The 21883-nt window shown below is 72.9% G+C and carries 18 protein-coding genes; 10 read left to right on the forward strand and 8 right to left on the reverse strand.

Translation table 11 applies throughout. From position 1 onward, the window contains the following. Positions 1 to 74: 74 nt before the first annotated feature. Positions 75 to 1949, reverse strand: coding sequence for a chromosomal replication initiator protein DnaA (gene dnaA / locus ACYP53_RS08515; RefSeq protein WP_189913277.1), 1875 nt, complete (start codon positions 1947 to 1949; stop codon positions 75 to 77). A 355-nt stretch (positions 1950 to 2304) separates the two neighbouring features. Between dnaA and rpmH the strand changes: the two genes are divergently transcribed. The 9 genes from rpmH (at position 2305) to ACYP53_RS08560 (ending at position 9055) form a co-directional block, all read left to right on the forward strand. Then, positions 2305 to 2442, forward strand: a complete 138-nt coding sequence (gene rpmH / locus ACYP53_RS08520; RefSeq protein WP_148643823.1) for a 50S ribosomal protein L34 — start codon at positions 2305 to 2307, stop codon at positions 2440 to 2442. A 19-nt stretch (positions 2443 to 2461) separates the two neighbouring features. Continuing rightward, a complete protein-coding gene (rnpA, locus tag ACYP53_RS08525; RefSeq protein WP_189913276.1) occupies positions 2462 to 2890 on the forward strand; it encodes a ribonuclease P protein component in 429 nt (142 codons plus the stop codon). Further along, positions 2887 to 3201 (forward strand): membrane protein insertion efficiency factor YidD, encoded by a 315-nt coding sequence (gene yidD / locus ACYP53_RS08530; RefSeq protein WP_189913275.1) that lies wholly within the window; start codon positions 2887 to 2889, stop codon positions 3199 to 3201. Before rnpA ends, yidD begins: the two co-directional genes overlap by 4 nt. 3 nt (positions 3202 to 3204) lie before the next feature. After that, a complete protein-coding gene (gene yidC / locus ACYP53_RS08535; protein WP_189913274.1) occupies positions 3205 to 4356 on the forward strand; it encodes a membrane protein insertase YidC in 1152 nt (383 codons plus the stop codon). A 90-nt stretch (positions 4357 to 4446) separates the two neighbouring features. Beyond that, the gene (locus ACYP53_RS08540) at positions 4447 to 4977 is read left to right on the forward strand and encodes a Jag family protein (protein WP_459647061.1); all 531 of its coding nucleotides are present in this window, start codon (positions 4447 to 4449) and stop codon (positions 4975 to 4977) included. Between the two features lie 179 nt (positions 4978 to 5156). Continuing rightward, a complete protein-coding gene (gene rsmG, locus ACYP53_RS08545; protein ID WP_189913272.1) occupies positions 5157 to 5993 on the forward strand; it encodes a 16S rRNA (guanine(527)-N(7))-methyltransferase RsmG in 837 nt (278 codons plus the stop codon). A gap of 297 nt (positions 5994 to 6290) precedes the next feature. Then, positions 6291 to 7235 (forward strand): ParA family protein, encoded by a 945-nt coding sequence (locus tag ACYP53_RS08550; protein ID WP_189913544.1) that lies wholly within the window; start codon positions 6291 to 6293, stop codon positions 7233 to 7235. Then, positions 7232 to 8293, forward strand: a complete 1062-nt coding sequence (locus tag ACYP53_RS08555; RefSeq protein ID WP_189913271.1) for a ParB/RepB/Spo0J family partition protein — start codon at positions 7232 to 7234, stop codon at positions 8291 to 8293. Before ACYP53_RS08550 ends, ACYP53_RS08555 begins: the two co-directional genes overlap by 4 nt. A gap of 144 nt (positions 8294 to 8437) precedes the next feature. Continuing rightward, entirely contained in the window at positions 8438 to 9055 is a 618-nt protein-coding gene (locus ACYP53_RS08560; protein WP_189913543.1) for a GNAT family N-acetyltransferase, read from the forward strand. A 121-nt stretch (positions 9056 to 9176) separates the two neighbouring features. On the opposite strand, the gene trxA is transcribed toward ACYP53_RS08560, so the two are convergent. From trxA to ACYP53_RS08595, 7 genes are all read right to left on the reverse strand, one after another. Continuing rightward, positions 9177 to 9503, reverse strand: a complete 327-nt coding sequence (gene trxA / locus ACYP53_RS08565; protein ID WP_189913270.1) for a thioredoxin — start codon at positions 9501 to 9503, stop codon at positions 9177 to 9179. Between the two features lie 139 nt (positions 9504 to 9642). Further along, a complete protein-coding gene (gene trxB / locus ACYP53_RS08570; protein WP_459647062.1) occupies positions 9643 to 10608 on the reverse strand; it encodes a thioredoxin-disulfide reductase in 966 nt (321 codons plus the stop codon). 174 nt (positions 10609 to 10782) lie between these two features. After that, positions 10783 to 11766, reverse strand: coding sequence for a hypothetical protein (locus ACYP53_RS08575; protein WP_459647063.1), 984 nt, complete (start codon positions 11764 to 11766; stop codon positions 10783 to 10785). Then, positions 11763 to 12485 carry an RNA polymerase sigma factor SigM gene (sigM, locus tag ACYP53_RS08580; RefSeq protein WP_189913267.1) on the reverse strand — a complete coding sequence of 241 codons (723 nt, stop codon included), beginning with the start codon at positions 12483 to 12485 and terminating at the stop codon, positions 11763 to 11765. The genes ACYP53_RS08575 and sigM overlap by 4 nt, the downstream gene beginning before the upstream one ends. Before the next feature lie 40 nt (positions 12486 to 12525). Beyond that, on the reverse strand, positions 12526 to 14523 hold the full coding sequence (locus tag ACYP53_RS08585) for a protein kinase family protein (protein WP_189913266.1): 1998 nt from the start codon (positions 14521 to 14523) through the stop codon (positions 12526 to 12528). Positions 14524 to 14824: 301 nt separating this feature from the next. Continuing rightward, positions 14825 to 17338, reverse strand: coding sequence for a murein biosynthesis integral membrane protein MurJ (gene murJ, locus ACYP53_RS08590; protein WP_459647064.1), 2514 nt, complete (start codon positions 17336 to 17338; stop codon positions 14825 to 14827). A 58-nt stretch (positions 17339 to 17396) separates the two neighbouring features. Continuing rightward, positions 17397 to 19916: a DUF6049 family protein gene (locus tag ACYP53_RS08595; protein WP_459647065.1), complete on the reverse strand. Its 2520-nt coding sequence runs from the start codon at positions 19914 to 19916 to the stop codon at positions 17397 to 17399. A 434-nt stretch (positions 19917 to 20350) separates the two neighbouring features. Here ACYP53_RS08595 and ACYP53_RS08600 point away from each other — a divergent pair, with 434 nt between their 5' ends. Next, positions 20351 to 21757 (forward strand): CCA tRNA nucleotidyltransferase, encoded by a 1407-nt coding sequence (locus ACYP53_RS08600; protein WP_189913542.1) that lies wholly within the window; start codon positions 20351 to 20353, stop codon positions 21755 to 21757. Positions 21758 to 21883 lie beyond the last annotated feature (126 nt).

Below are 21883 nucleotides of genomic sequence, written 5' to 3' on the forward strand. Positions count from 1 at the left end.
CTGATGCGTCCGGACACGCGAAAAGGGCGTCAGGATCGCTCCTGACGCCCTCCGGGCCGCGTGCGCGGCGGTGGCTAGCTCTTGATGCGGTTGGTCAGTTCGGTGACCTGGTTGTAGATCGAGCGGCGCTCGGCCATCAGCGAGCGGATCTTGCGGTCCGCGTGCATCACCGTGGTGTGGTCGCGGCCGCCGAACTGCGCGCCGATCTTCGGCAGCGACAGGTCGGTGAGCTCCCGGCACAGGTACATCGCGATCTGGCGGGCCGTCACCAGCACCCGGCTGCGCGAGGATCCGCAGAGGTCGTCCACGCCCAGACCGAAGTACGCGGCGGTCTGCTGCATGATGACCTGCGCGGTGATCTCCGGGCCGGCGTCCTCGTCCCCGCCCGGGATCAGGTCCTTGAGGACGATCCCGGCCAGCTCCAGGTCCACCGGCGCCCGGTTGAGGTTGGCGAAGGCGGTGACCCGGATCAGCGCCCCCTCCAACTCCCGGATGTTGCGGGTGATCCGGGACGCGATGAACTCCAACACGTCGGCGGGAGCGTTCAGTTGCTCCTGGATCGCCTTCTTGCGGAGGATCGCGATCCGGGTCTCCAGCTCCGGCGGGGTGACGTCGGTGATCAGGCCCCACTCGAAGCGGTTGCGCAGCCGGTCCTCCAGCGTGGTCAGCAGCTTGGGCGGCCGGTCCGAGGAGAGCACGATCTGCTTGTTCGCGTTGTGCAGGGTGTTGAAGGTGTGGAAGAACTCCTCCTGCGTGGACTCCTTGCTCGCCAGGAACTGGACGTCGTCCACGAGCAGGATGTCCATGTCCCGGTAGCGGCGGCGGAAGGTGTCCGCCTTGCCGTCCCGGATCGAGTTGATGAACTCGTTGGTGAACTCCTCCGAGGACACGTAGCGCACCCGGGTCCCCGGGAAGAGGCTGCGCGAGTAGTGCCCGATGGCGTGCAGCAGGTGGGTCTTGCCCAGCCCGGACTCGCCGTAGATGAAGAGCGGGTTGTACGCCTTGGCCGGGGCCTCGGCGACCGCCACCGCCGCCGCGTGCGCGAAGCGGTTGCTCGCGCCGATGACGAAGGTGTCGAAGAGGTACTTGGGGTTCAGCCGGGCGGCCGGCTCGTCCTTGCGGGAGCCGCCGGCCGGGGGAGCGCCGGGCGGGGCGGGCACACCGGGGACGGGGGGACGCTCGCCGGACCGCTCCGGGGCGGCCTTCTCCGCCGGACGTCCGCCGGTGGGGCGGGCACCGGTGGCGCGGCGCCCCGCGGCACCGCGGGGCTGCTCGTTCGGGCCGGGGCCGTAGGCGCCGCCGAAGAGGTCGCCCTGGGTGGTCGCGGGCGGGCCGGGCAGGGGCCGCGGTGCCTGGCGGGGAGCGGGCTCCTCGGGCTCGTAGTGGGCGGGGGGCTGCTCCTGGTAGCCCTGCCAGCCCTGCGGGCCGCCGGAGGGGGCGCCGTACGGCCCCGGGCGCTGCTCGTAGCCGCCGGTGTCGTAGCGGGGGCGCTCGTAGTCCTGCTCGTACGGCTGGCCCTGCTCGTAGGGCTGCGCCTTCTCGTACGGCTGGCCCTGCTCGTACTGCGGGCCGTGCTCGTACGGGCGCTGGTAGCCCTGGTCGCCGTAGCCGTCGGTGTCCTCGGACGGGCCGGGGTACGGCTCGGCGGGGGGCTGGGGGGCGGGCGCGGGGGTGGTCGGCACGGCGTTGGCGTCGACCATCACGGCGATCCGGACCGGGCGGCTGAGCTCACGGCTGAGGGCCTCGGTCAGCTGCGGCAGCAGCCGGCCCTCCAGCACCTGCTTGGCCCGCTCGTTCGGGGCCGCCAGCAGGGCGGTGTCGTGCATCATCCACATCGGTTGGGTGCGCTGCACCCACTGCTTGTCCATCTCCGCGACATCGGGGTCGCTGACCAGCCGCTCGACGACCCTGGCCCAGACCGGGACGAGGTCGCTGTTGACATCAGCCACTGGTGCACGCTTTCCAAGAACAAACCCAGACAAGTTCTGCAACGGTAGTCAGCGAACAGAGCGGGATCAAGTCGTTGTCCACAGGCTGTGGGTAAAGCGGGTCCCGGAGGGCTGGTTTGACCCTCGAGCCCCGTCCCGCGTACCGTAACCAGGTCGAGTTGTCGATGGCCGCTGCCGCATGTCCGCGGGTCCACCCGCTCCATAAGGCGCGCAGCACGGGCGCCGTGGATTGCCTCAGACCCCAGCCGAACTGGGGCGATGAGCCGGATTTCCGATTCCAAGGGAGATCACGCGGACGCACGGTGACGGCCAAGCGACTTCTCGTCATCCTACGATTCACCTCAGGAGCCCCCGAGTGAGCAAGCGCACCTTCCAGCCGAACAACCGTCGCCGCGCGAAGACCCACGGCTTCCGGCTGCGTATGCGTACCCGCGCCGGCCGCGCCATCCTGGCCGCCCGCCGTGGCAAGGGCCGCAGCGCCATCTCCGCCTGATCCGCGCCAAGAGTCTGCTGTGCTGCCCTCCGAAAACCGGCTGCGGCGGCGCGAGGACTTCGCGACCGCGGTGAAACGCGGTCGTCGGGCCGGCCGGCCCCTCCTGGTCGTCCATCTCAGCAGAGACGGTGACCCGCAGGGGCAGGCCGACCGGACCAGCGACTTCCGCCCGCACGTCGCCGAGGGGACTCCTTCGGCGCGTGCGGGTTTCGTCGTGAGCAAGGCCGTCGGCCCGGCGGTCGTCCGCAACCTCGTGAAGCGCCGGTTGCGCCACCTCATCCGTGATCGTCTGTCCAGGCTGCCCGCCGGTAGCCTGATAGTGGTGCGTGCGCTGCCCCAGGCCGCGTCCGCCTCGTACCAGGACCTCGAACGTGACCTGGACGCGGCGCTGAAGCGGCTGCTGAAGGCTGAGCCCGCCGCGACGGCGCCGACGGGAGCAGGGCGATGAAGTACCTGCTGATGGGTCTGATCAGGGTCTACCAGTGGACGATCAGCCCACTGCTCGGTCCGGTCTGCCGTTACTACCCCTCCTGCTCGCACTACGGCTTCGAGGCCGTCAAGGTGCACGGGGCGGTCAAGGGCGGCGGGCTGACCGTGTGGCGCATCCTGCGCTGCAACCCATGGACGCCCGGCGGGGTCGATCACGTCCCGCCGAGAAAGCATCCGGTGTGGCACCGCCGGCTGCGTGATCTGCTGAGCCCCAAGAGCGGGACCGCCGAGCCGGAGCCGGTGGCGAAGCCCGATGCCCAAGGAGTCTGACCGGTGACCTTCGGTTTTCTGAGTCCCCTCTACACAGCGGTGTCCTGGATCATCGTCCAGTTCCACTCGCTGTACAGCCACGTCTTCGACCCGAACGGTGGCTGGGCCTGGGGTCTGTCCATCGCCTCGATGGTGGTCGTCATCCGGATCTGCCTGATCCCGCTCTTCGTGAAGCAGATCAAGGCGACCCGGGCCATGCAGGCGATCCAGCCGAAGATGAAGGCCATCCAGGAGCGCTACAAGAACGACCGGCAGCGCCAGTCCGAAGAGATGATGAAGCTGTACAAGGATGCGGGTACTAACCCGTTCTCCAGCTGCCTTCCCATCCTCGTGCAGGCGCCGTTCTTCACCGCCCTCTACGGCGTTCTGGCCTCGGTCGCCAACAACAAGAAGATCGGCGTCATCGACCAGGGCCTGCTGGAGAGCGCCAAGCAGGCGCACATCTTCGGTGCGCCGCTGTCGGCCAAGTTCGTCGGCTCCGACAGCCTGAACGTCCAGATCGTCACCGCGGTGATGATCATCATGATGTCGCTGTCGCAGTTCATCACCCAGCGCCAGCTGATGACGAAGAACGTCGACCTCACGGTCAAGACGCCGTTCATGCAGCAGCAGAAGATGCTGATGTACGTCTTCCCGGTCATGTTCGCCGTGATGGGCATCAACTTCCCGGTCGGTGTCCTGGTCTACTGGCTGACCACCAACGTCTGGACCATGGGCCAGCAGCTGATCGTCATCCACAACAACCCGACCCCGGGCAGCCACGCCTTCCAGCAGCGCCAGGAGCGGCTGAAGAAGGCCGGCCGGCTGCGTCCGGACGGTACGGAGATCAAGGGCGCGCTCTGGGGCATGCTGCCCCCGAGCAAGTCGGCCCTCGCCGAGGCGGCCTCCGCCGCCGCCGTGGTCGAGGAGTCGGTGCGGGCGAACCGCCAGCAGCCGCGTCGGCAGACCAAGGCCCAGCGTCAGCAGGGCGGCGCGCAGACGGCCGAGGCCGGCGAGGCCACCGAGCAGTCCGAGCAGTCCGTCGAGGACGCCGTTCCGGCGGACTCGGGCACCAAGCCGACGGCCAAGCAGACCGCGGCCAAGCCCGGCGGCACCAGGCAGGGCACCCGTCAGCAGCCCAAGCGCGGCGGCGGCCAGCGGCCGAAGAGGAAGTAGTCCTCCCCACCGGCCCCGGCTCGTTTCGGCAGCCCCGAAGAGCTTCGTTCCCGGCCCGTCCGACGGGCCCAACTCCGAAGGAGTCCATCAGTGACGGAAGGCACCACCTCCGCCGTCGAGGCCGAGGCCGCCGCCAGCGCCGACGAGAACCTCGTCTCCCGCCTGGAGCAGGAGGGCGACATCGCGGCGGACTACCTGGAGGGTCTGCTCGACATCGCGGACCTCGACGGTGACATCGACATGGACGTCGAGGGCGACCGCGCCCTGGTCTCCATCGTCAGCGACGGCAACGACCGCGCGCTGCAGCGCCTGGTCGGCCAGGACGGCGAGGTGCTGGAGGCCCTGCAGGAGCTGACCCGGTTGGCTGTCCACCGGGAGACCGGCGAGCGCAGCCGCCTCATGCTGGACATTGCCGGCTTCCGGGCCCGCAAGCGCACCGAGCTGGCCACGCTCGGCGCCGAGGCGGCCGAGCAGGTGAAGAGCAACGGTGAGCAGGTCAAGCTGCGGCCGATGACGCCCTTCGAGCGCAAGGTCGTCCACGACGCGGTCGCCGCGGCGGGCCTGCGCAGCGAGTCCGAGGGCGAAGAGCCCCAGCGGTGCGTGGTCGTGCTGCCGGCCTGAGGCCCGGCAGGTCGATGACCGGCCGCCCTGGCGGCCGGAGAGCTTCACCGGACGCGACCCCGTCCGCCTCGTGCGGGCGGGGTCGTCGTCCCTTCCGCGGGGAGCGGCCCGGCGGGAGACGTTTCACGTGAAACAGTGCGTTGAGCGGGTCGGTGGATCCGGGGATCGGAGAGGTCGAGATGGACACGGAGAACGCGGCTGCCGGCCGGCCGGGGGCGGACGTGGACCCGGCCGCCGACGGGCGGACCGCCGAAGTGGCTGCACCCGGCGAGGTGGCCGGCCCGGGCGAGGCGCCGGCCGTCGCCCGGGAGGTCTTCGGCGACCGTTACGACGCCGCGGTCCGGTACACCGAGCTGCTGGCCACCGCGGGCGTCCAGCGCGGGTTGATCGGGCCGCGTGAGGTGCCCCGGCTCTGGGACCGCCACGTGCTCAACTGCGCGGTGCTGGCCGAGCTGCTGCCCGCCGGCATCACCCTGTGCGACGTCGGTTCCGGTGCCGGTCTGCCCGGCATCCCGGTGGCGCTCGCCCGTCCGGACGTCTCGGTGACGCTGCTGGAGCCGCTGCTGCGCCGGACCACCTTCCTGGAGGAGGTCGTCCGGGAGCTGGGGCTGGAGAACGTCACGGTGTTGCGCGGCCGCGCCGAGGAGATGGTCGGCAAGCTCGCGGTGGACGTGGTGACCGCCCGGGCGGTGGCACCGCTGGAGCGGCTGGCCGGCTGGGGCATGCCGCTGCTGCGCCCGCACGGCCAGATGCTGGCGCTCAAGGGCGACAGCGCGGAGCAGGAGCTGGCCGACTCGCGCGCCGGGCTGGCCAAGCTGGGCGCGGTCGAGTGGAGCGTGATCTCGGTCGGCGAGGGCACCCTGGAGACCTCGACCCGGGTGGTCCAGGTCAAGGCGGGGGAGAGCCCCGGCGGGGTGAAGGCCGCGACCCGGCGGGCCAAGGCGGCTCGGGCCGGCCGCAACGCGAGCGCCCGCACCGGCGGCGCCGCCCGGGGCGGACGGCGCCGCACCCGCTGAGCCGGGTGACCTCGGACACGCACGGGAACGGGCGGACGGTCCTCCTGAACGGGAGGGGCGTCCGCCCGTCGTCGTTCAGGTGACGGGCGGGCCGACGGCCGGGGCACCGGAGTGTCGCACCATCAGATTTCCGGCAAAGCGGGCATGGTGTTTCACGTGAAACGTCGCTCCTTGCTCTCCGACGGTCTCGATCTTCGGCTCCGCCGCCGGCTCGGCCTCTTCCGGGCGGCGACTGTTGCCGCTCCGGTTTCACGTGAAACACTGAGCCCCATGCAGGACTCGGAGACCATCGACCAGATCGATGACACGCCCATCGCGCGGGCTGCCCAGGCTGCGGTACAGGCGATCGGCCGAGCGGGCGAGGGGCTGCCCCGGCCCGCCGCGACCCGGGTGATCGTGGTCGCCAACCAGAAGGGTGGGGTCGGCAAGACCACCACCACCGTGAACATGGCTGCCTCGCTGGCCATGCACGGACTGCGCGTCCTGGTCGTCGACCTCGATCCGCAGGGCAACGCCTCCACGGCGCTGGGAATCGACCACCACGCCGAGGTGCCGTCCATCTACGACGTACTGGTGGAGGGCAAGCCGCTGGCCGACGTGGTGCAGCCGGTGCACGACGTCGAGGGCCTGTTCTGCGTGCCCGCCACCATCGACCTGGCCGGCGCCGAGATCGAGCTGGTCTCCCTGGTGGCCAGGGAGAGCCGGCTCCAGCGCGCCATCGCGGCGTACGAGCAGCCGCTGGACTACATCCTGATCGACTGTCCGCCCTCGCTCGGCCTGCTGACGGTCAACGCCCTGGTGGCCGGGCAGGAGGTGCTGATCCCGATCCAGTGCGAGTACTACGCGCTGGAGGGCCTCGGCCAGCTGCTGCGGAACGTCGAGCTGGTGCGGGCGCACCTCAACCCCGCGCTGCACGTCTCGACCATCCTGCTCACCATGTACGACGCCCGGACCAGGCTGGCCGCCCAGGTGGCCGAGGAGGTCCGGACCCACTTCCAGCAAGAGGTGCTGAGCACGGCGATCCCCCGCTCGGTGCGCATCTCGGAGGCGCCCAGCTACGGGCAGACGGTGCTCACCTACGACCCGGGCTCGACGGGGGCGCTCTCCTACCTGGAGGCCGCCCGCGAGCTCGCACTGCGTGCGGTGGGACAGGGCGGCGCGCTGCCCGGTCAGCAGCGGGACGGCCGACCGGGGCACGGCGCCCCGGTGGCACAGCACGGCACGACGGAGGGTCATCAGTGAGTGGTCGCAGGGGTCTGGGTCGAGGGCTGGAGGCGCTGATCCGCCCCGCCGCGCCGGTGGACGGCGGGGCGGCGGCGAAGCCCGCGACGGCCGCGCCCGAACCGGCCCGGGTGGCGGCGGTCGGCGCGACGTCGCCGGCCGCGCTGCCGACGCTGCCGGGTGGCCGGGGCACCGTGGCGGCCCGGGCGGCCGCCGAGCGGCAGGCCGAGCAGGCTCAGCCGGCGGGCGCCTACTTCGCCGAGCTGCCGCTGGACACGATCACCCCCAACCCGCGCCAGCCGCGGGAGGTCTTCGACGAGGACAAGCTGGTCGAGCTGGTCAACTCCATCAAGGAGGTGGGCCTGCTCCAGCCGATCGTGGTGCGCCAGACCGGCCCGGACGGCTTCGAGCTGATCATGGGCGAGCGCCGCTGGCGGGCCTCCCGGGAGGCCGGGCTGGAGCGGATCCCGGCGATCGTCCGGGCCACCGAGGACGACAAGCTGCTGCTGGACGCCCTCCTGGAGAACCTGCACCGGGCCGAGCTGAACCCGCTGGAGGAGGCCGCCGCCTACGACCAGCTGCTGCGGGACTTCTCCTGCACCCACGAGGAGCTGGCCGACCGGATCGGCCGCTCGCGGACGCACGTCACCAACACGCTGCGGCTGATGAAGCTCCCGCCGTCCGTCCAGAGCCGGCTGGCGGCCGGGGTGCTGATGGCCGGCCACGGCCGGGCGCTCTGCTCCCTGACCGACCCCGAGCAGCAGGAGCGGCTGGCCAAGCGGATCAACGCCGAGGGGCTCTCGGTCCGCACGGTCGAGGAGATCGTGAAGTCCATGAAGGGGGAGGAGCCGAAGCGCCAGGCCCCCAAGGCGGGCAAGCTGCTCTCCCCGGCCTTCAACGACCTGGCGAGCCGGCTCTCGGACCGCTTCGACACCCGGGTCAAGGTCGAGGTGTCGCAGCGCGGGGGCAAGCTGGGCAAGGGCAAGGTGGTGCTGGAGTTCGGATCGGTGGAGGACCTCAACCGGATCCTGGACAGCATGGCCCCGGGCGAGGACGGACTGCGGCTGTCGCAGGGCTGAGCCCGGCTTCGGGTCTGTCTCCAGGGCCGAGGGCACCGACCGATGGGTGCATGCTTCACGTGAGCGCTGTTTCACGTGAAACATGCACCCATCGGTGTTCGTGGGGGAATGCTCGACCGTGAAGTGGAGGAGGAGGTACGGGCCATGGGACGCCGGATCGCTCCGCTGACGCTGGACAACCTCGTCGACCTGCCGACCGGATGCCGCTCCTGCGTGTTCTGGGAGCTGGACCCGGTCAGCGCCAAGGAGGCGGTGGAGTCCGGGAAGCCGGAACTGGAGAAGGAGGGGTGGATCTCCACGGTGCTGCTGGAGTGGGGCTCCTGCGGTCGGATCGTCTACGTGGACGACCGGCCCGCGGGCTTCGTGCTCTACGCGCCGCCGGCCTACGTCCCCAGATCGCAGTCCTTCCCGACCAGTCCGGTCTCACCGGACGCCGTTCAGCTGATGGTCAGCCGGGTGCTGCCCGGCTACCAGCGCCAGGGGCTCGGCCGGGTGCTGGTGCAGACCGTGGCGAAGGACCTGATCGGGCGCGGGGTGCGGGCGATCGAGGCCTTCGGTTCGGCCGGACGGCTGCCGACCAGCTGCGTGCTGCCGGCCGACCACCTGCTCGCGGTCGGCTTCAAGACCGTCCGGCCGCACCAGCGCTACCCGCGGCTGCGGCTGGAGGCGCGGACCACGCTCTCCTGGCGGGGGGACGTGGAGGGGGCGCTGGAGCGGCTGCTCGGCGGCGGGCGCAAGGAGCCGGCGCTGCGGCCGTTCTGAGCGCGGCCCCGGGTGGGGCGGCACGAGGCGGCACGGGGACGAAAGACGGCGGAGACGAAAGACGGCGGCGGGGCTCCCCGGGTGGGGAGCCCCGCCGCCGTGCGGTCGACGGTCCGACGACCTAGATGAACTCGGCCAGCTCGCGCAGCAGCGCGGCCTTCGGACGGGCACCGGTGATGGACTTCACCGGCTCGCCACCCTTGTAGACGATCAGGGTCGGGATCGAGATGACGCCGTACTGGGCGGCGGTCGCCTGGTTGGCGTCCACATCGAGCTTGGCGATGGTCAGCTTGTCGCCGTGCTCGGAGGCGATCTCGTCCAGGATCGGGGCGACCTGGCGGCACGGGCCGCACCAGGTGGCCCAGAAGTCGACCAGCACGGGCTTGTCGCTGTCCAGGACGTCGGACTGGAACGTCGCGTCGGTGACGGTGGTGGTGGCGCCGGCCACGGGAACTCCTCGGGTTAGGACGGAGGGGGCTGCTGCCAGGAGAACAACGGGCGGGCCCGTTCTGTTTCTGCCCGGCCGGAGCGGGGGTGTTTCACGCGGAACACCCCCGCGGGAGGGGATGGGTCGGTGGCCCGGGGGATCAGACCGCCACGGCGGCGGCCTTGGCCTCCAGGTCGTCCAGGGCGGCGAGGTAGCGCTCGGCGTCCAGCGCGGCGGAGCAGCCGGTGCCGGCGGCCGTGATGGCCTGGCGGTAGGTGTGGTCCACGACGTCGCCGGCGCCGAAGACGCCCGGGATGTTGGTCCGGGTCGAGGGGGCCTCGACCTGGAGGTAGCCCTCGGCGTCGAGGTCCAGCTGGCCCTTGAACAGCTCGGTGCGCGGGTCGTGGCCGATCGCGATGAACAGACCGGTGACGGGCAGCTCACGGGTCTCGCCGGTGGTGGTGTCGCGCAGGGTGACGCCGCTCAGCTTCGGGTCGCCGTGGATGGCCTCGACCGCGCTGTCCCACTCGAAGCGGATCTTCTCGTCGGCGAAGGCACGCTCCTGCATCGCCTTGGAGGCGCGCAGGGTGTCCCGGCGGTGGATGATGGTGACGCTCTTGGCGAAGCGGGAGAGGAAGGTCGCCTCCTCCAGGGCGGTGTCACCGCCGCCGACCACCGCGATGTCCTGGTCGCGGAAGAAGAAGCCGTCACAGGTGGCGCACCAGGAGACGCCGCGCCCGGAGAGCTTGTCCTCGTTCGGCAGGTCGAGCTTGCGGTGCTGGGAGCCGGTGGTGACGATCACGGCACGGGCCTTGTGCACGTTGCCCTCGGAGTCGGTGACGGTCTTGATGTCACCCGTGAGGTCGACGGCGACGATGTCGTCGGGGATCAGCTCGGCGCCGAAGCGCTCGGCCTGGGCCCGCATGTTGTCCATCAGCTCGGGGCCCATGATGCCCTCCCGGAAGCCCGGGAAGTTCTCGACCTCGGTGGTGTTCATGAGCGCGCCACCGGCGGTGACGGCTCCCTCGAAGACCAGCGGCTTGAGGGAGGCGCGGGCCGTGTAGAGCGCGGCCGTGTACCCGGCCGGGCCGGACCCGATGATGATCACGTTACGGACGTCGCTCACTGCTTCTCCTGGTTCGCATCGCGACCCGCGTTTGCTGCGGGGAGGGCGGTCCTGCTCCGCCGCCCGGGACAACGACTGACCAGTCTCCCGCATTCCCAGGCGGATCAGTACCAGGTGCCCGAACTCCGGAAGCGGCGTGCCGTGCTGGGCGTGGATCGCATGGCGACCACTCGGTCAGGGGGTGGGAACGCTCTGGTGCAGGAGGACCGGACCGCAGTCGGCGGCGCGCAGGTAGACGTCCACCAGTCCGGGCCGGCCCGGCAGCGGGTAGACCAGGACGTCGACCGGGGAGCCGTCGTAGCTGCCCCGGTCGGTGGCCAGCGGGACGCCGGGGGCGGGGGCCGGGCAGGAGGGCGGGGCAGTGGGGGAGGTGGGGGACGCGGGCTCCGGCCGGGCGCCCTCGGCGGGCAGGACGCTCTCGGGCTTGGCCGGGGCGGTCGGCCGCAGCCCCGGGGCGCTGCTGTCCGAGCGGGCCAGCAGCTGCTGGATCTGGGCCGCGAGCCCGTCGGCGCGGTAGGTGGTGCCGCCGCCCGCCGCGTGCGGGGTGCGGGCGCTCTGGTCCGCCGCGGTGCCGGTGCCGGCCGGGGCGCCCGCGGTGACGGCGACGCCGGACCGGTCGTCGGGGTGCAGCAGCAGTGCCCCGCCGAGGCCGAGCCCGGCAAGTGCGGCGGCCGCGCCGAGCAGCAGGGCGATCCGCCGCCGGCGGGGGCGGGGCCGGCCGGGGCCGGTGGCCGCGGCGGGGCGGGAGGGCGGCGCGGAGGGCCCCGTGGCGGGGCGTGCGGCGGGGGCCTGGGCGGCGGACCGGTGGGCGGCTGCCGGGGCCTCCTGGGGGCGGGTGGCGGCCGTCCGGTCGTCCCCGGACGCGGCCGCGCGGGCCGCGTCGGCGGACTCGGCGGCTTCGGCGGCCGCGCGGGCCAGTGCGGCGTCCAGCCGGTCGGCGACGTCGGCGGGCATCGGCGGGGTCTCGACCTCGCCCAGCAGCGCCTGGACCTCGGCGAGCGCGTCGACGGTCTCCCGGCACTCGGCGCAGCCGTCCAGGTGCCGTCGCAGCGCCTCGACGTCGGCGGGGGAGTCGACCAGCCCCTCGGCGAGGTCGGCGAGCTGCTCGACCGGGGGGTGGTCGTCGGTGCGGTCGGGGGAGGAGAGGTCGGCGGTCATCGTGTGCTCGCGTCTCCTTCCAGAATCGTCCGACCGGTGCTCGGGCCTGTTCCTGTGACGGTGCGGGGGGCCTTCGGGTTCCCCGGGGCGTCCCGTCGGGGTGGGGCCGAGCCGTGCGGGCCCGGTGTTTCACGTGAAACGTCCGGGCCGCCGTCGCTCTCGCGCAGGTGGCGCACCAGCGGGAGCAGCCGGGCGCGGCCGCGCGCGCAGCGGCTCTTCACGGTGCCCACCGGGACGCCCAGCAGTTCGGCGGCCTCGGCCACCGGGTAGCCCTGCATGTCGACCAGGACCAGGGCGGCCCGCTGCTCGACGGGCAGCTCGTCGAGCGCCGCGGTCAGCTCGCGGTGCAGTTCGGCCCGGACCACCGGGGAGTCGGCGGGCTCGGCCGCGCCGACCAGGGTGTCGAGGCGCTGCGGGTCCTCGTCGAGCGGGGTGGTGCGGCGGGTGGCGCTGCGCCGGGCGCGGTCCAGGCAGGCGTTGACCACGATCCGGTGCAGCCAGGTGGTGACGGCCGAGCGGCCCTGGAAGCCGGCGGCGGCGCGGAAGGCGGACACCAGGGCGTCCTGGAGCGCGTCGGCGGCCTCCTCGCGGTCGCCCAGGGTGCGCAGGGCGACCGCCCAGAGCCGGTCGCGGTGGCGGTTCACCAGCAGGCCGAAGGCCTCCGGGTCGCCCGCCACGTGCCGGGCGAGCAGTGCCGCGTCGTCGTCCGCCACCGTCACCCCTCGAGCCTCCGCGTCGTACCGGGTCCGCCGGCCCCGGTCAGCCGGAGACCTTGACCTCGGCGACCTGGCCGGTGAACGTGCCGGCGCCGTCCTTCGGCAGTGCGGTCAGCCAGAGCAAGAGGTAGCGCGTGGTGACCGGGGCGTCAAGGGTGTACTCGACGTTGGCCCCGGACTTCTTGGCGAGGACGGTGTACCCCTCCGGCCTGGCCTGCATCGGGTTGGCGGCGGCGGCCGGGGTGGGCACCCGCAGCTCCGCGGTGTGCTCGCCGACGAACTGGACGTTCACCGAGGAGACCGACTGCTGGGTGCCGAGGTCGATCAGCAGCCCGGTGCCCGACTTGAGGGCGGGCGGCTTGGTGCCGAACTGGTCGGCGTACCACTGGGTGTTCCAGACGGTGTTCGGGTCGCCGTCGACGGCCTTGGCGGTGTTTTCCTTGCCGTCGGACCCCTCGCCGAGCGGGTTGTACGACTGCGCGCCCTTGATGGCGAGCGGCACCGGCGTGTGCGGGGTCGCGTGGGTGGCCGTCGGCGCGGCGCTGCTGACCGAGGGCAGCGGGGAGGCGGAAGCGCCGTTGTTGTTGCGCAGGCTGCCGACGAACTGCCAGGAGGCCACGCCGATCGCGCCCAGGGCGACCGTCCAGGCGGTGGCCTTGACCACCCGGCGCAGCCGCCGACGCATGCGCCGGGAGGAGGTGGGCCGGGAGGAGGCGGGCAGCGGGGCGACGGTGGTGTCGGCCACCCGGGTCGGGTTGGGCGCGGTGGGCAGGGCGTGGGTGTTGTGCCGGGGCGGGGCCGGGTAGGCGGGCAGCTCCGGCTCGGGCTGGCGGATCCGGGGCATCCGTGCGATCGCCCGGACCAGGTCCTCCGGGGTGGTGATCGGCTCGGCGTGGTGCGGCGGGTGGTCGAACAGGGCCCGGGCGGCGAGCTCGGACAGGCCCTTGTGGACGCCGGCGCGGACCTGGTCCGGCGCGGCGTTCTGGAGGTCCTTCGGCAGGCCGCGGAGGTCGTAGCGGTCCTCCGGGTACGGCCAGCGGTGGGTGAGCGCGGCGAACAGCAGGGCGCCGATCGCCCGGGTGTCGACGCGCTGGGCGTCCTCGGCGGACTCCTCCGCGGTCAGCCCGCGCAGGGCGGCGTCCACCGCGATGCCGTTGATCCGGTACTGGCCGCTGTCGGTGCGCAGCACGCAGCGCGGGGTGAGCCGCAGGTGGGCCTGGCCGCGCCGGTGGGCGGCGGCGACCGCGTCGGCGACCTGGCGGACCATCTGGTAGGCCTCGTGCGGCTCCATCGGGCCGTTCGCGAGCAGCCTGGCCAGGTCGGAGGAGTGCGGCAGCCACTCCCGCACGACGTAGACCAGCTCGCCCTCCTGGACGGCGTCCAGGACCTGGACGAAGCGCGGGTCGCCGAGCAGGGCGGCGGACTTGGCGGCGGCGAGCACCTTGCGGGCCCGCTGGTGGCCGGAGGCCATCAGGTGGACGCCGACGGCCCGGCGCAGCTTCTCGTCGACGGCGCGCCAGCTGCTGAAGGTGTCGCTCTGGGAGATGCACTCCTCCAGCCGGTACCGGTGGCCGATCATGTCGCCGCTGCGCCGCTGCGGCGCGGGGAGGGTGCGCGGGAGGGTGGCGGTGTCGCGCGGGTCGACCGTGGGCTGGGGGTCGGTGGGCTTGCGCTTGGGGGGCTCGGCGGCGGGGGCCGGCTTCTTCCGGGCGGAGCCGGCGGCCAGTTCGGCGGCGATCTCCCGGACCGAGAGCGGTGCGGTGATCTCGGAGGTCTCCTCGCTGACGGAGGTCTCCCGGCCGCTTCCCGACGCCTCGCCTTCAGCCTTGTCCTTCGCCTTGTCCTTCGCCTCGCGCTCGTTCCCGGCGGTCTTCCCCGGGGCGGCGGCAGCGGTGGAGGGGCCCTCGTCGGTGTCGGCGGGGGCACGCCCGTCGGCGTCCTCCGCGACCGCGAGCCCGTCGATCGCCGCGGCCAGCGCGGCTTCGTCCGCCGCCGCGTCAGCTGCTGACGTGTCGACGACCGCCTTGGTGCCATCAGCCACCGTGGTCCTGCCTCCCCTTGTGTCGCCCCGGCCGAGAGAGTCGCTGGAGCCCGCGGGTTGGCGGCCCTGTGCTCCAGGACAATTGTGCCCACTCTTCTCCACCGGGTACGACCGCTGAGGGGTCCACTCGGTTGCGTACGGGTGGAGAGATGTGGTGCAGAAAGGACACCGGGTCGCCATCTCGCCGCCGGGCGGGGCCCGCACGACTGGCTGCCCAGCACTCGGCCGGACGAGCGGAGGAGCGGTGCGCTCCGGTTGACGCCCGTTCAGGGCGCCGCTCGTCCGGCCGTGGAACGGGCGGTCAGCGGCCCAGTCGGCCGCGGACCATGCCCAGCATGGAGTTGAGCTCCTCGATCCGCAGGCGCTTGGCGATCAGCACGAAGACGCCCAGCTGCAGGCCGCCGGCCACGACGAGGGAGGCGACGCTCCCGCCCCAGCCGCCGAGCACGTGCTGGACCGCCAGGCTGGCGCCGAAGCCGACCAGTGCGGCCGGGACGCAGGCGGTGGCGAGCCGGCTGTACGTCTTGCCGATCCGCTTGGTGTCCAGTCCGCCGATCTTCTTCTTCAGCTTCGGCACGGCCACCATCACCCCGACGGCGTACGCCAGGCCGTAGCCGAAGGCGATGCCGACCACGGTCCACTGGGCGGGCAGCAGCAGCCAGCACAGCACCGAGAAGCCGGCCTGGCAGACCGCGACCCAGACGGTGTTGGCGAACGGCGTCCGGGTGTCCTCGTAGGCGTAGAAACCGCGGAGCATCACGTACTGGGCCGAGTAGGGGATCAGGCCCAGCGCGAAGGCGGAGAGCATCAGACCGACGTCGGTGGCGGCGCTCAGGACGGCCTCGTTGCCGCCGACCGCGTAGATCGAACGGCCGATCACCGGGCCGAGCGACAGGAACAGGAACGCCCCCGGGACGACCGCCACGGCCGTGGTGCGCAGACCGTAGGAGATGTCGTCGCGGACGGCTCCGGCGTCCTCGTCGGCGGCCGCCCGGGAGAGCCGGGGGAGCACCGCGCTCATGATCGAGACGGTGATCACGGCCTGCGGGAGCTGCCAGATCAGCAGGGCGTTGGAGAACGCGGCCAGACCGGCACCGCCGTGGTGGCCCGCCGCCGCGGCGGCGTCACCGGCCATGGTGGACAGCTGGGTGATCACCAGGTAGCCGGCCTGGTTGGCGAGCACGAAGAAGAACGTCCACTTGGCCAGCCGGGCGGCCTTGCCCAGGCCGTGGCCGCGCCAGTCGAAGCGAGGCCGGAAGCGGAACTCGGCCGCCCGCAGGTACGGGATCATCGCCAGGGCCTGGACGACCAGGCCGACCAGGGTGCCGAGGCCGAGCAGCCGGACGCCCTCGGGTGAGATGGACTCGGGCGTGACGCCGGTGGTGCCGAACCCGCCGTAGACCCAGGTGTACGCGGAGAAGGTGAAGATCACCACGATGTTGTTCAGGACCGGGGTCCACATCATCGCGCCGAACCGGCCGCGGGCGTTGAGGATCTGGCCCATCACCACGTGGATGCCCATGAAGAAGATCGTGGGCAGGCAGTAGCGGGCCATCGCGACCGTGGTCTCGGCGCGCTCCGGGTTCGCCATCATCGGGTGGGCGATCAGCTGGACCAGGACGGGAGCCCCGAGCACGGCCAGGAACACCACGCCGCCGAGCCCGACCATCACCAGGGTGAGCAGCCGGTTGGCGTACGCGGTGCCGCCGTCCTCGTCGTTCTTCATGCTGCGCACCAGCTGCGGCACGAAGACGGCGTTCAGCGCGCCGCCGCCGATCAGGATGTACAGCAGGGTCGGCAGGGTGTTCGCCGCGTTGTACGAGTCGCCCATCACGCCGACGCCGATGGCGGTGGTGATCACCATGGTCCGGACGAAGCCGGTGCCGCGGGAGACCAGGGTGCCGGCCGCCATGATCGCGCTGGAGTTGAGCAGGCTGGCGACCTTGCCCCCGCCGCCGCCCGCCGGGGCGGGCGCGGCCGCGGGCTCCGCGGTGTGCTCCTCGGCGGCGAGGTCCGCCAGCGGCTCGACCGCCGGGGGCACCGCGACGGCGGCCACCTGCATGGTGGCCTCCTCCTCGGAGAGCGGCGGGTCGAACTCGATCGGCGGCACGAAGGGGCGCTGCCCGCCCGGACCGCCGGGCCGGGGCTGCCCCGGGTGGCCGCCCACCGGCGGGTACGGCGCGGGGCCGGCCGGCGGCACGGCGCCGGGGGCGCCGGGCGCGGGCACCGGCTGGGTCGTGTGCTGGGTCATCGGCTGGGTCGGCTGCGGGGCCGGAGCGGGCGGCGGGACCGGCGGCTGGGCCGCGGCCTCCGTCGCCGGCCGGCCGCCGAACAGCGCGTCCACCCCGACGTACTCGGTGGTCTCGCTGTCCCACGCGGAGTGCGCCGGGCCGGGCTCCCACTGCTGCTGCGGCTGTCCGGCACCGCCCCACTGGCCGCCGGCCGGAGCCGGGGCCGGCTCCTGCTGCCAGCCGCCCTGCGGCGGGGTGTCCCAGCCGGGCTGCATCGGCGGCACCGGGGCCGAGAACCGGTCCGCCGCCGGGTACGGGGTCGGCGGCACCGGCGTCGGGTAGCCACCGCCCTGCGGCGGCAGCTGCGGCGGCACGTCGTACGCGGCGGCCGGCGGCTGCGGCGCGGCCGGGCGGCCCGCCCGCAGACCGTACGGGTCCTGGCCGTCCTGCTGGTTCCCGTAGGCGTCGGTCGCGTACGGGTCCTGGGCGTAGGTGTCGGCCACGTACCAGTCGCCGGACGGCGACTCGGCACCCGGCCGGCTCTCACCGCGGCCCGGCGGCCGCTCCTCGCTGCGCCCGGTCATGTCACCTCTTCGCTGTCGTGGGGGGAGGCCGGCCCGGCGTCACGGGGGGTCGGCGGTATCAAGGACCAACCTTCTCATCACTGGCGGCCCGATCCCGGCCATCCGGGCTGCTGCCGCGCGGTGTCTGCGCGGGACCGGCACCGGCGTCGCCGTCCCCCGGCCCGTCGCCGGTGGACCCGGCGGACCGGGCGGGCCCGCCCGCCGCCTCCGGGGCGTCCGGGGCGTCCGTGGACTCCGCCGTCGGCTCCGCCGCCGCGGCCCCGCCCGTCGCCGGGGCGTCGCCGACCGGCTGGTCGCCGTCCGCGTGCGGCTGCCCGTCCCGCCGCTTTCGCTGGCGGACGAAGCGCAGCGCGGCCAGCAGCAGGAGCACGCCGGCGCCCGCGAAGACGTACAGCACGCCGTTGGTCACCGAGGTGACCTCGACCGTGAAGGGCTGGGCTTCGCCGTACGGCCGCCCGTTGGGGCCGGTGGTCCAGAGCTGGGCGGTCATCTGGACCGTCCCGTTGTTGTGCGCCTCGGCCTGGAAGCGGAGGGTGGCGCTCTGCGAGGCCGGGAGGACCAGCTCCTCCTCCCGGCGGACGTTCAGCCTGTTCGGCTGGGCCGAGGTGAGCACCAGCTTCAGGTTGGTGACCGTCTGGGTGAGGTCGTTGCGGACGCTGACCTGGAGCAGACCGGTGTCGCCCGCCAGGGTGACCACCTTCTTCGGCGGCACCTGGACGGCTTTGGTCAGCTCCTTCAGGTAGGCCGTGACGCCCTTGCGGTAGTCGACGCCGGCCGCTTCCCGCTCGCGCCACTCGGTGGACAGCGAGCGGACCATGGCGGCGTTGAACGGGCCGCGCACCCGCTGCGGCAGGGTGAGCACCCGCATCAGGGTGTCCAGGTCGTACTGGATCCGGTTGGTGGCGACCAGCTCGGTCGACGTCAGCTCGGTGGCACGGGCCTGGGTCGGGTAGTCGGTGGCGGCGGGGACGGCGGTGGTGGCCTTCGGGTCGGGCGAGGACTGCGCCACCGCGTCCAGCTTGACCGGGGCGATCCACTTGCCGGACGCCGCCTGCAGGGCGGTCGCCAGCACCTTGGCGGTGGTGACGCTCAGGTCGCGCGGCGGCATGACCAGCAGGCCGCGCTGGTTCTGCGGCTGCTCGTGGGTGATCGCGAAGGTCTCGGCCAGGAAGCGCTGGGTCGACTCGGTCTGGTCCTTCGCGGTGCTCAGGTCCCGCTGGAAGAGCGCGGAGACCGTCTCGTCGGCGACCACGGCGCTCTGCCCGTTGCCGATCGGCCGCGCCGCGCTCGGGGTGTAGTTCAGCGCGTCCGGCTCCGGCATGCTCGCCCCGTTGGCCAGCACCAGGGAGCTGCCGGTCTGCTGGGCGAGGCCGACGATCTGCTGGTCGACGTAGCCCTGGTACGGCCAGGCGACGTCGGAGCGGGTGTCCACCGAGAGCCGGCCCTCGACGGTCAGCCGGCCGGCCGTGGCCGCCTTGCCGAGCGCGGTGGCCATCCCGGACAGGTCGGCGCCGTTGTGCGCGATCGAGGCGAGGTCCGGGTCGGCGTACGGCAGCGCGACCACCTGGTTCTCCGGCTTGGCGACGGCGGCGCGCAGCTTGTCCAGCCAGGCGCCGGCGGCGGCCGAGCCGTTGTGCAGGACGGTGTTGTCGTCCCTGGCCGGCTTGCCCGCCTCCTCGGTGCCCGGGTTCTGCACCCGGTACGGCTTGGTCATCGCGAGCGCGGCGTCCAGCAGGTCCGGGTCGACCACCCAGGTCAGCCCCGGCAGCTTGGAGCCGGTGTCGACCAGCTCGTACAGCCGGCCGCCCGGGGCGAGGTCGGTGGCCAGGCTGTCGTCGCGCAGCACCGGGACGGACTGGTCGTTGTCGGTGACGGTCTGCGCGGTCAGCACCGGCGCGTGCACCAGCGGCCAGAGCGTGGCGAGCTTCGTCGGCTGCGCCTCGGCGCCGCCCGGGTTGTACGGCAGGAAGCTCCGGGCGATGCCCAGGGCCCGGTCGTGCGAGTTGTCGGCGGTCGAGCCCCAGGCGTCCACCGCGAGCTCGTAGACGCCGCTGGAGGACAGCCCGAGGTCGTTCACCGCGACGCTCAGGGTGTACGGCAGGGTCTGGCCCGGGTTCAGCTCCGGAAGGGCGTACTGGGGGCTGTCCAGCTCCACGCCGTCCGGCTCGACCGGCGTGGAGCGGCCGGCCACGCCGGCCAGGTCGCTGCGCCGGTCCAGCGGCTTGCCGGAGTACGGCTTGCGGACGGCCGCGTGGGCGCCCTTCAGCGCGGACTGGCCGGCGTTGGTGACGTGCCCGGTGATCGTCACGGTGCCGTTGGGGACGGCCACCTGCGGGGCCAGCGACTCGATGGTCAGGACCACCGGGTACTTGGCCGAGGCGGTGGAGTCGGCGGCCGGGTTGCCCCCGGCCGGCAGCGCACCGGCCGGGGCGGCCGCGAAGAGGGTCAGGGCGGCCGCACAGGCGGCGGCGAGGCGCAGCCCCGCCCGGCGGACCGGATGACGTCCGTCGGCGGGACGTTCGGCCCGTCCAGGCTGTCGGTGCGCCCCCAGGCCCGAGTGCCGTGCCGGCTCACTCACTCGTTTCGCCCTCGCCGTTCTCGATCGCTGCTGCTGATGCTGGTCGTCCCGTCCGGCGCGGTGCGCCCGACGGTCCTTCGCTTGGAACTCTGAAACTCTGGAAACTCTTGGAATTCTCGGAGCACTCGGAACGCTGGGAACCGATGGCCCGACGCCCTCGCCGCACCGCTTCCGCGGGAGCGCCGCAGGCCGTGACGGCACGCGGCACCGCATCCCCTGTCCGGTGCCCGAGACTCGTCCACCGGCATGGTAACGATGCAGCCTGCGGTGCAGTGTTGCGGGCTGTGGGGTGAGACGCCCAAAACGCGCGGGCGGTTGACCTGTCGGGGCACGTACCCTTGTGAGCCGTGTCCACTGCCAATGAGCCCACCGCGCGCACCGACCGTTCCAGCACCGACCTCCGGGCCGTACCAGGCCTGAGCGAGGCCCAGACCATGGGCCTGCAAGAGCTGCTGCGGGTGTCGCCGGTCGCCGACGAGATCGCCCGCCGCTTCCAGGCGGCCGGGCACCGGCTGGCGCTGGTCGGCGGCTCGGTCCGGGACGCGCTGCTCGGCCGCCTCGGCAACGACCTGGACTTCACCACCGACGCCCGCCCGCAGCAGGTGCTCAAGCTGGTCAAGGGCTGGGCGGACGCGGTCTGGGACGTCGGCATCGCCTTCGGCACGGTGGGCGCCCGCAAGGACACCCCCGAGGGCTCCTTCCTGATCGAGATCACCACCTACCGCTCCGAGGCGTACGACCGCACCTCCCGCAAGCCCGAGGTGACCTACGGCGAGACCATCGAGGAGGACCTGGTCCGCCGGGACTTCACGGTCAACGCGATGGCGGTCGACCTGCCCGGCCGCGGCTTCGTCGACCCGCACGGCGGCCTGGAGGACCTGGAGGCCCGGGTGCTGCGCACCCCGGCGACCCCCGAGGAGTCCTTCTCCGACGACCCGCTGCGGATGATGCGGGCCGCCCGCTTCGCCGCCCAGCTGGACTTCGACCCGGCGCCCGAGGTGATCGCCGCGATGGCCGCGATGGCCGAGCGGATCACCATCGTCTCGGCCGAGCGGGTCCAGGCCGAGCTCAACAAGCTGCTGCTGGCCGACCACCCGGTGAAGGGCCTGCGGCTGCTGGTCGACACCGGCCTGGCCGACCACGTGCTGCCCGAGCTGCCCGCGCTGCGGCTGGAGCGCGACGAGCACCACCGGCACAAGGACGTCTACGAGCACTCGCTGACCGTCCTGGAGCAGGCCATCGCCCTGGAGCAGGACGGCCCGGACCTCATCCTGCGGCTGGCCGCGCTGCTGCACGACATCGGCAAGCCGCGCACCCGCCGCTTCGAGCCGGACGGCCGGGTCTCCTTCCACCACCACGAGGTGGTCGGCGCCAAGATGACCCGCAAGCGGATGCGCGAGCTCAAGTACTCCAAGGAGCTCACCGAGGACGTCTCGCGCCTGGTCGAGCTGCACCTGCGCTTCCACGGCTACGGCGGCGGCGAGTGGACCGACTCCGCGGTGCGCCGCTACGTCACCGACGCCGGGCCGCTGCTGGAGCGGCTGCACAAGCTGACCCGCTCCGACTGCACCACCCGCAACAAGAAGAAGGCCGCCACGCTCTCGCGCACCTACGACGGCCTGGAGACGCGGATCGCCGAGCTGAGGGCGAAGGAGGAGCTGGACTCCGTCCGCCCGGCGCTGGACGGCAACCAGATCATGGAGCTGCTCGGCCTCAAGCCCGGCCCGCAGGTCGGCAAGGCGTACAAGCACATGCTCGAACTGCGGCTGGAGAACGGCCCGATGGAGCACGACGAGGCGGTCGCGGCGCTGCGGGCCTGGTGGGCCGGGCAGCAGGGCTGACCCGGCTCCGGCGCCCCGGCGGGGACGCTCCGGACACGACGTGAGGGGTGGTCCCGGCACCAGGCCGGGACCACCCCTCACGCGTGCGGCGGACCGCTCGGGATACCCCCGAACTGCCCTGACCGC

The organism is Kitasatospora sp. Ki12 (assembly GCF_054601375.1).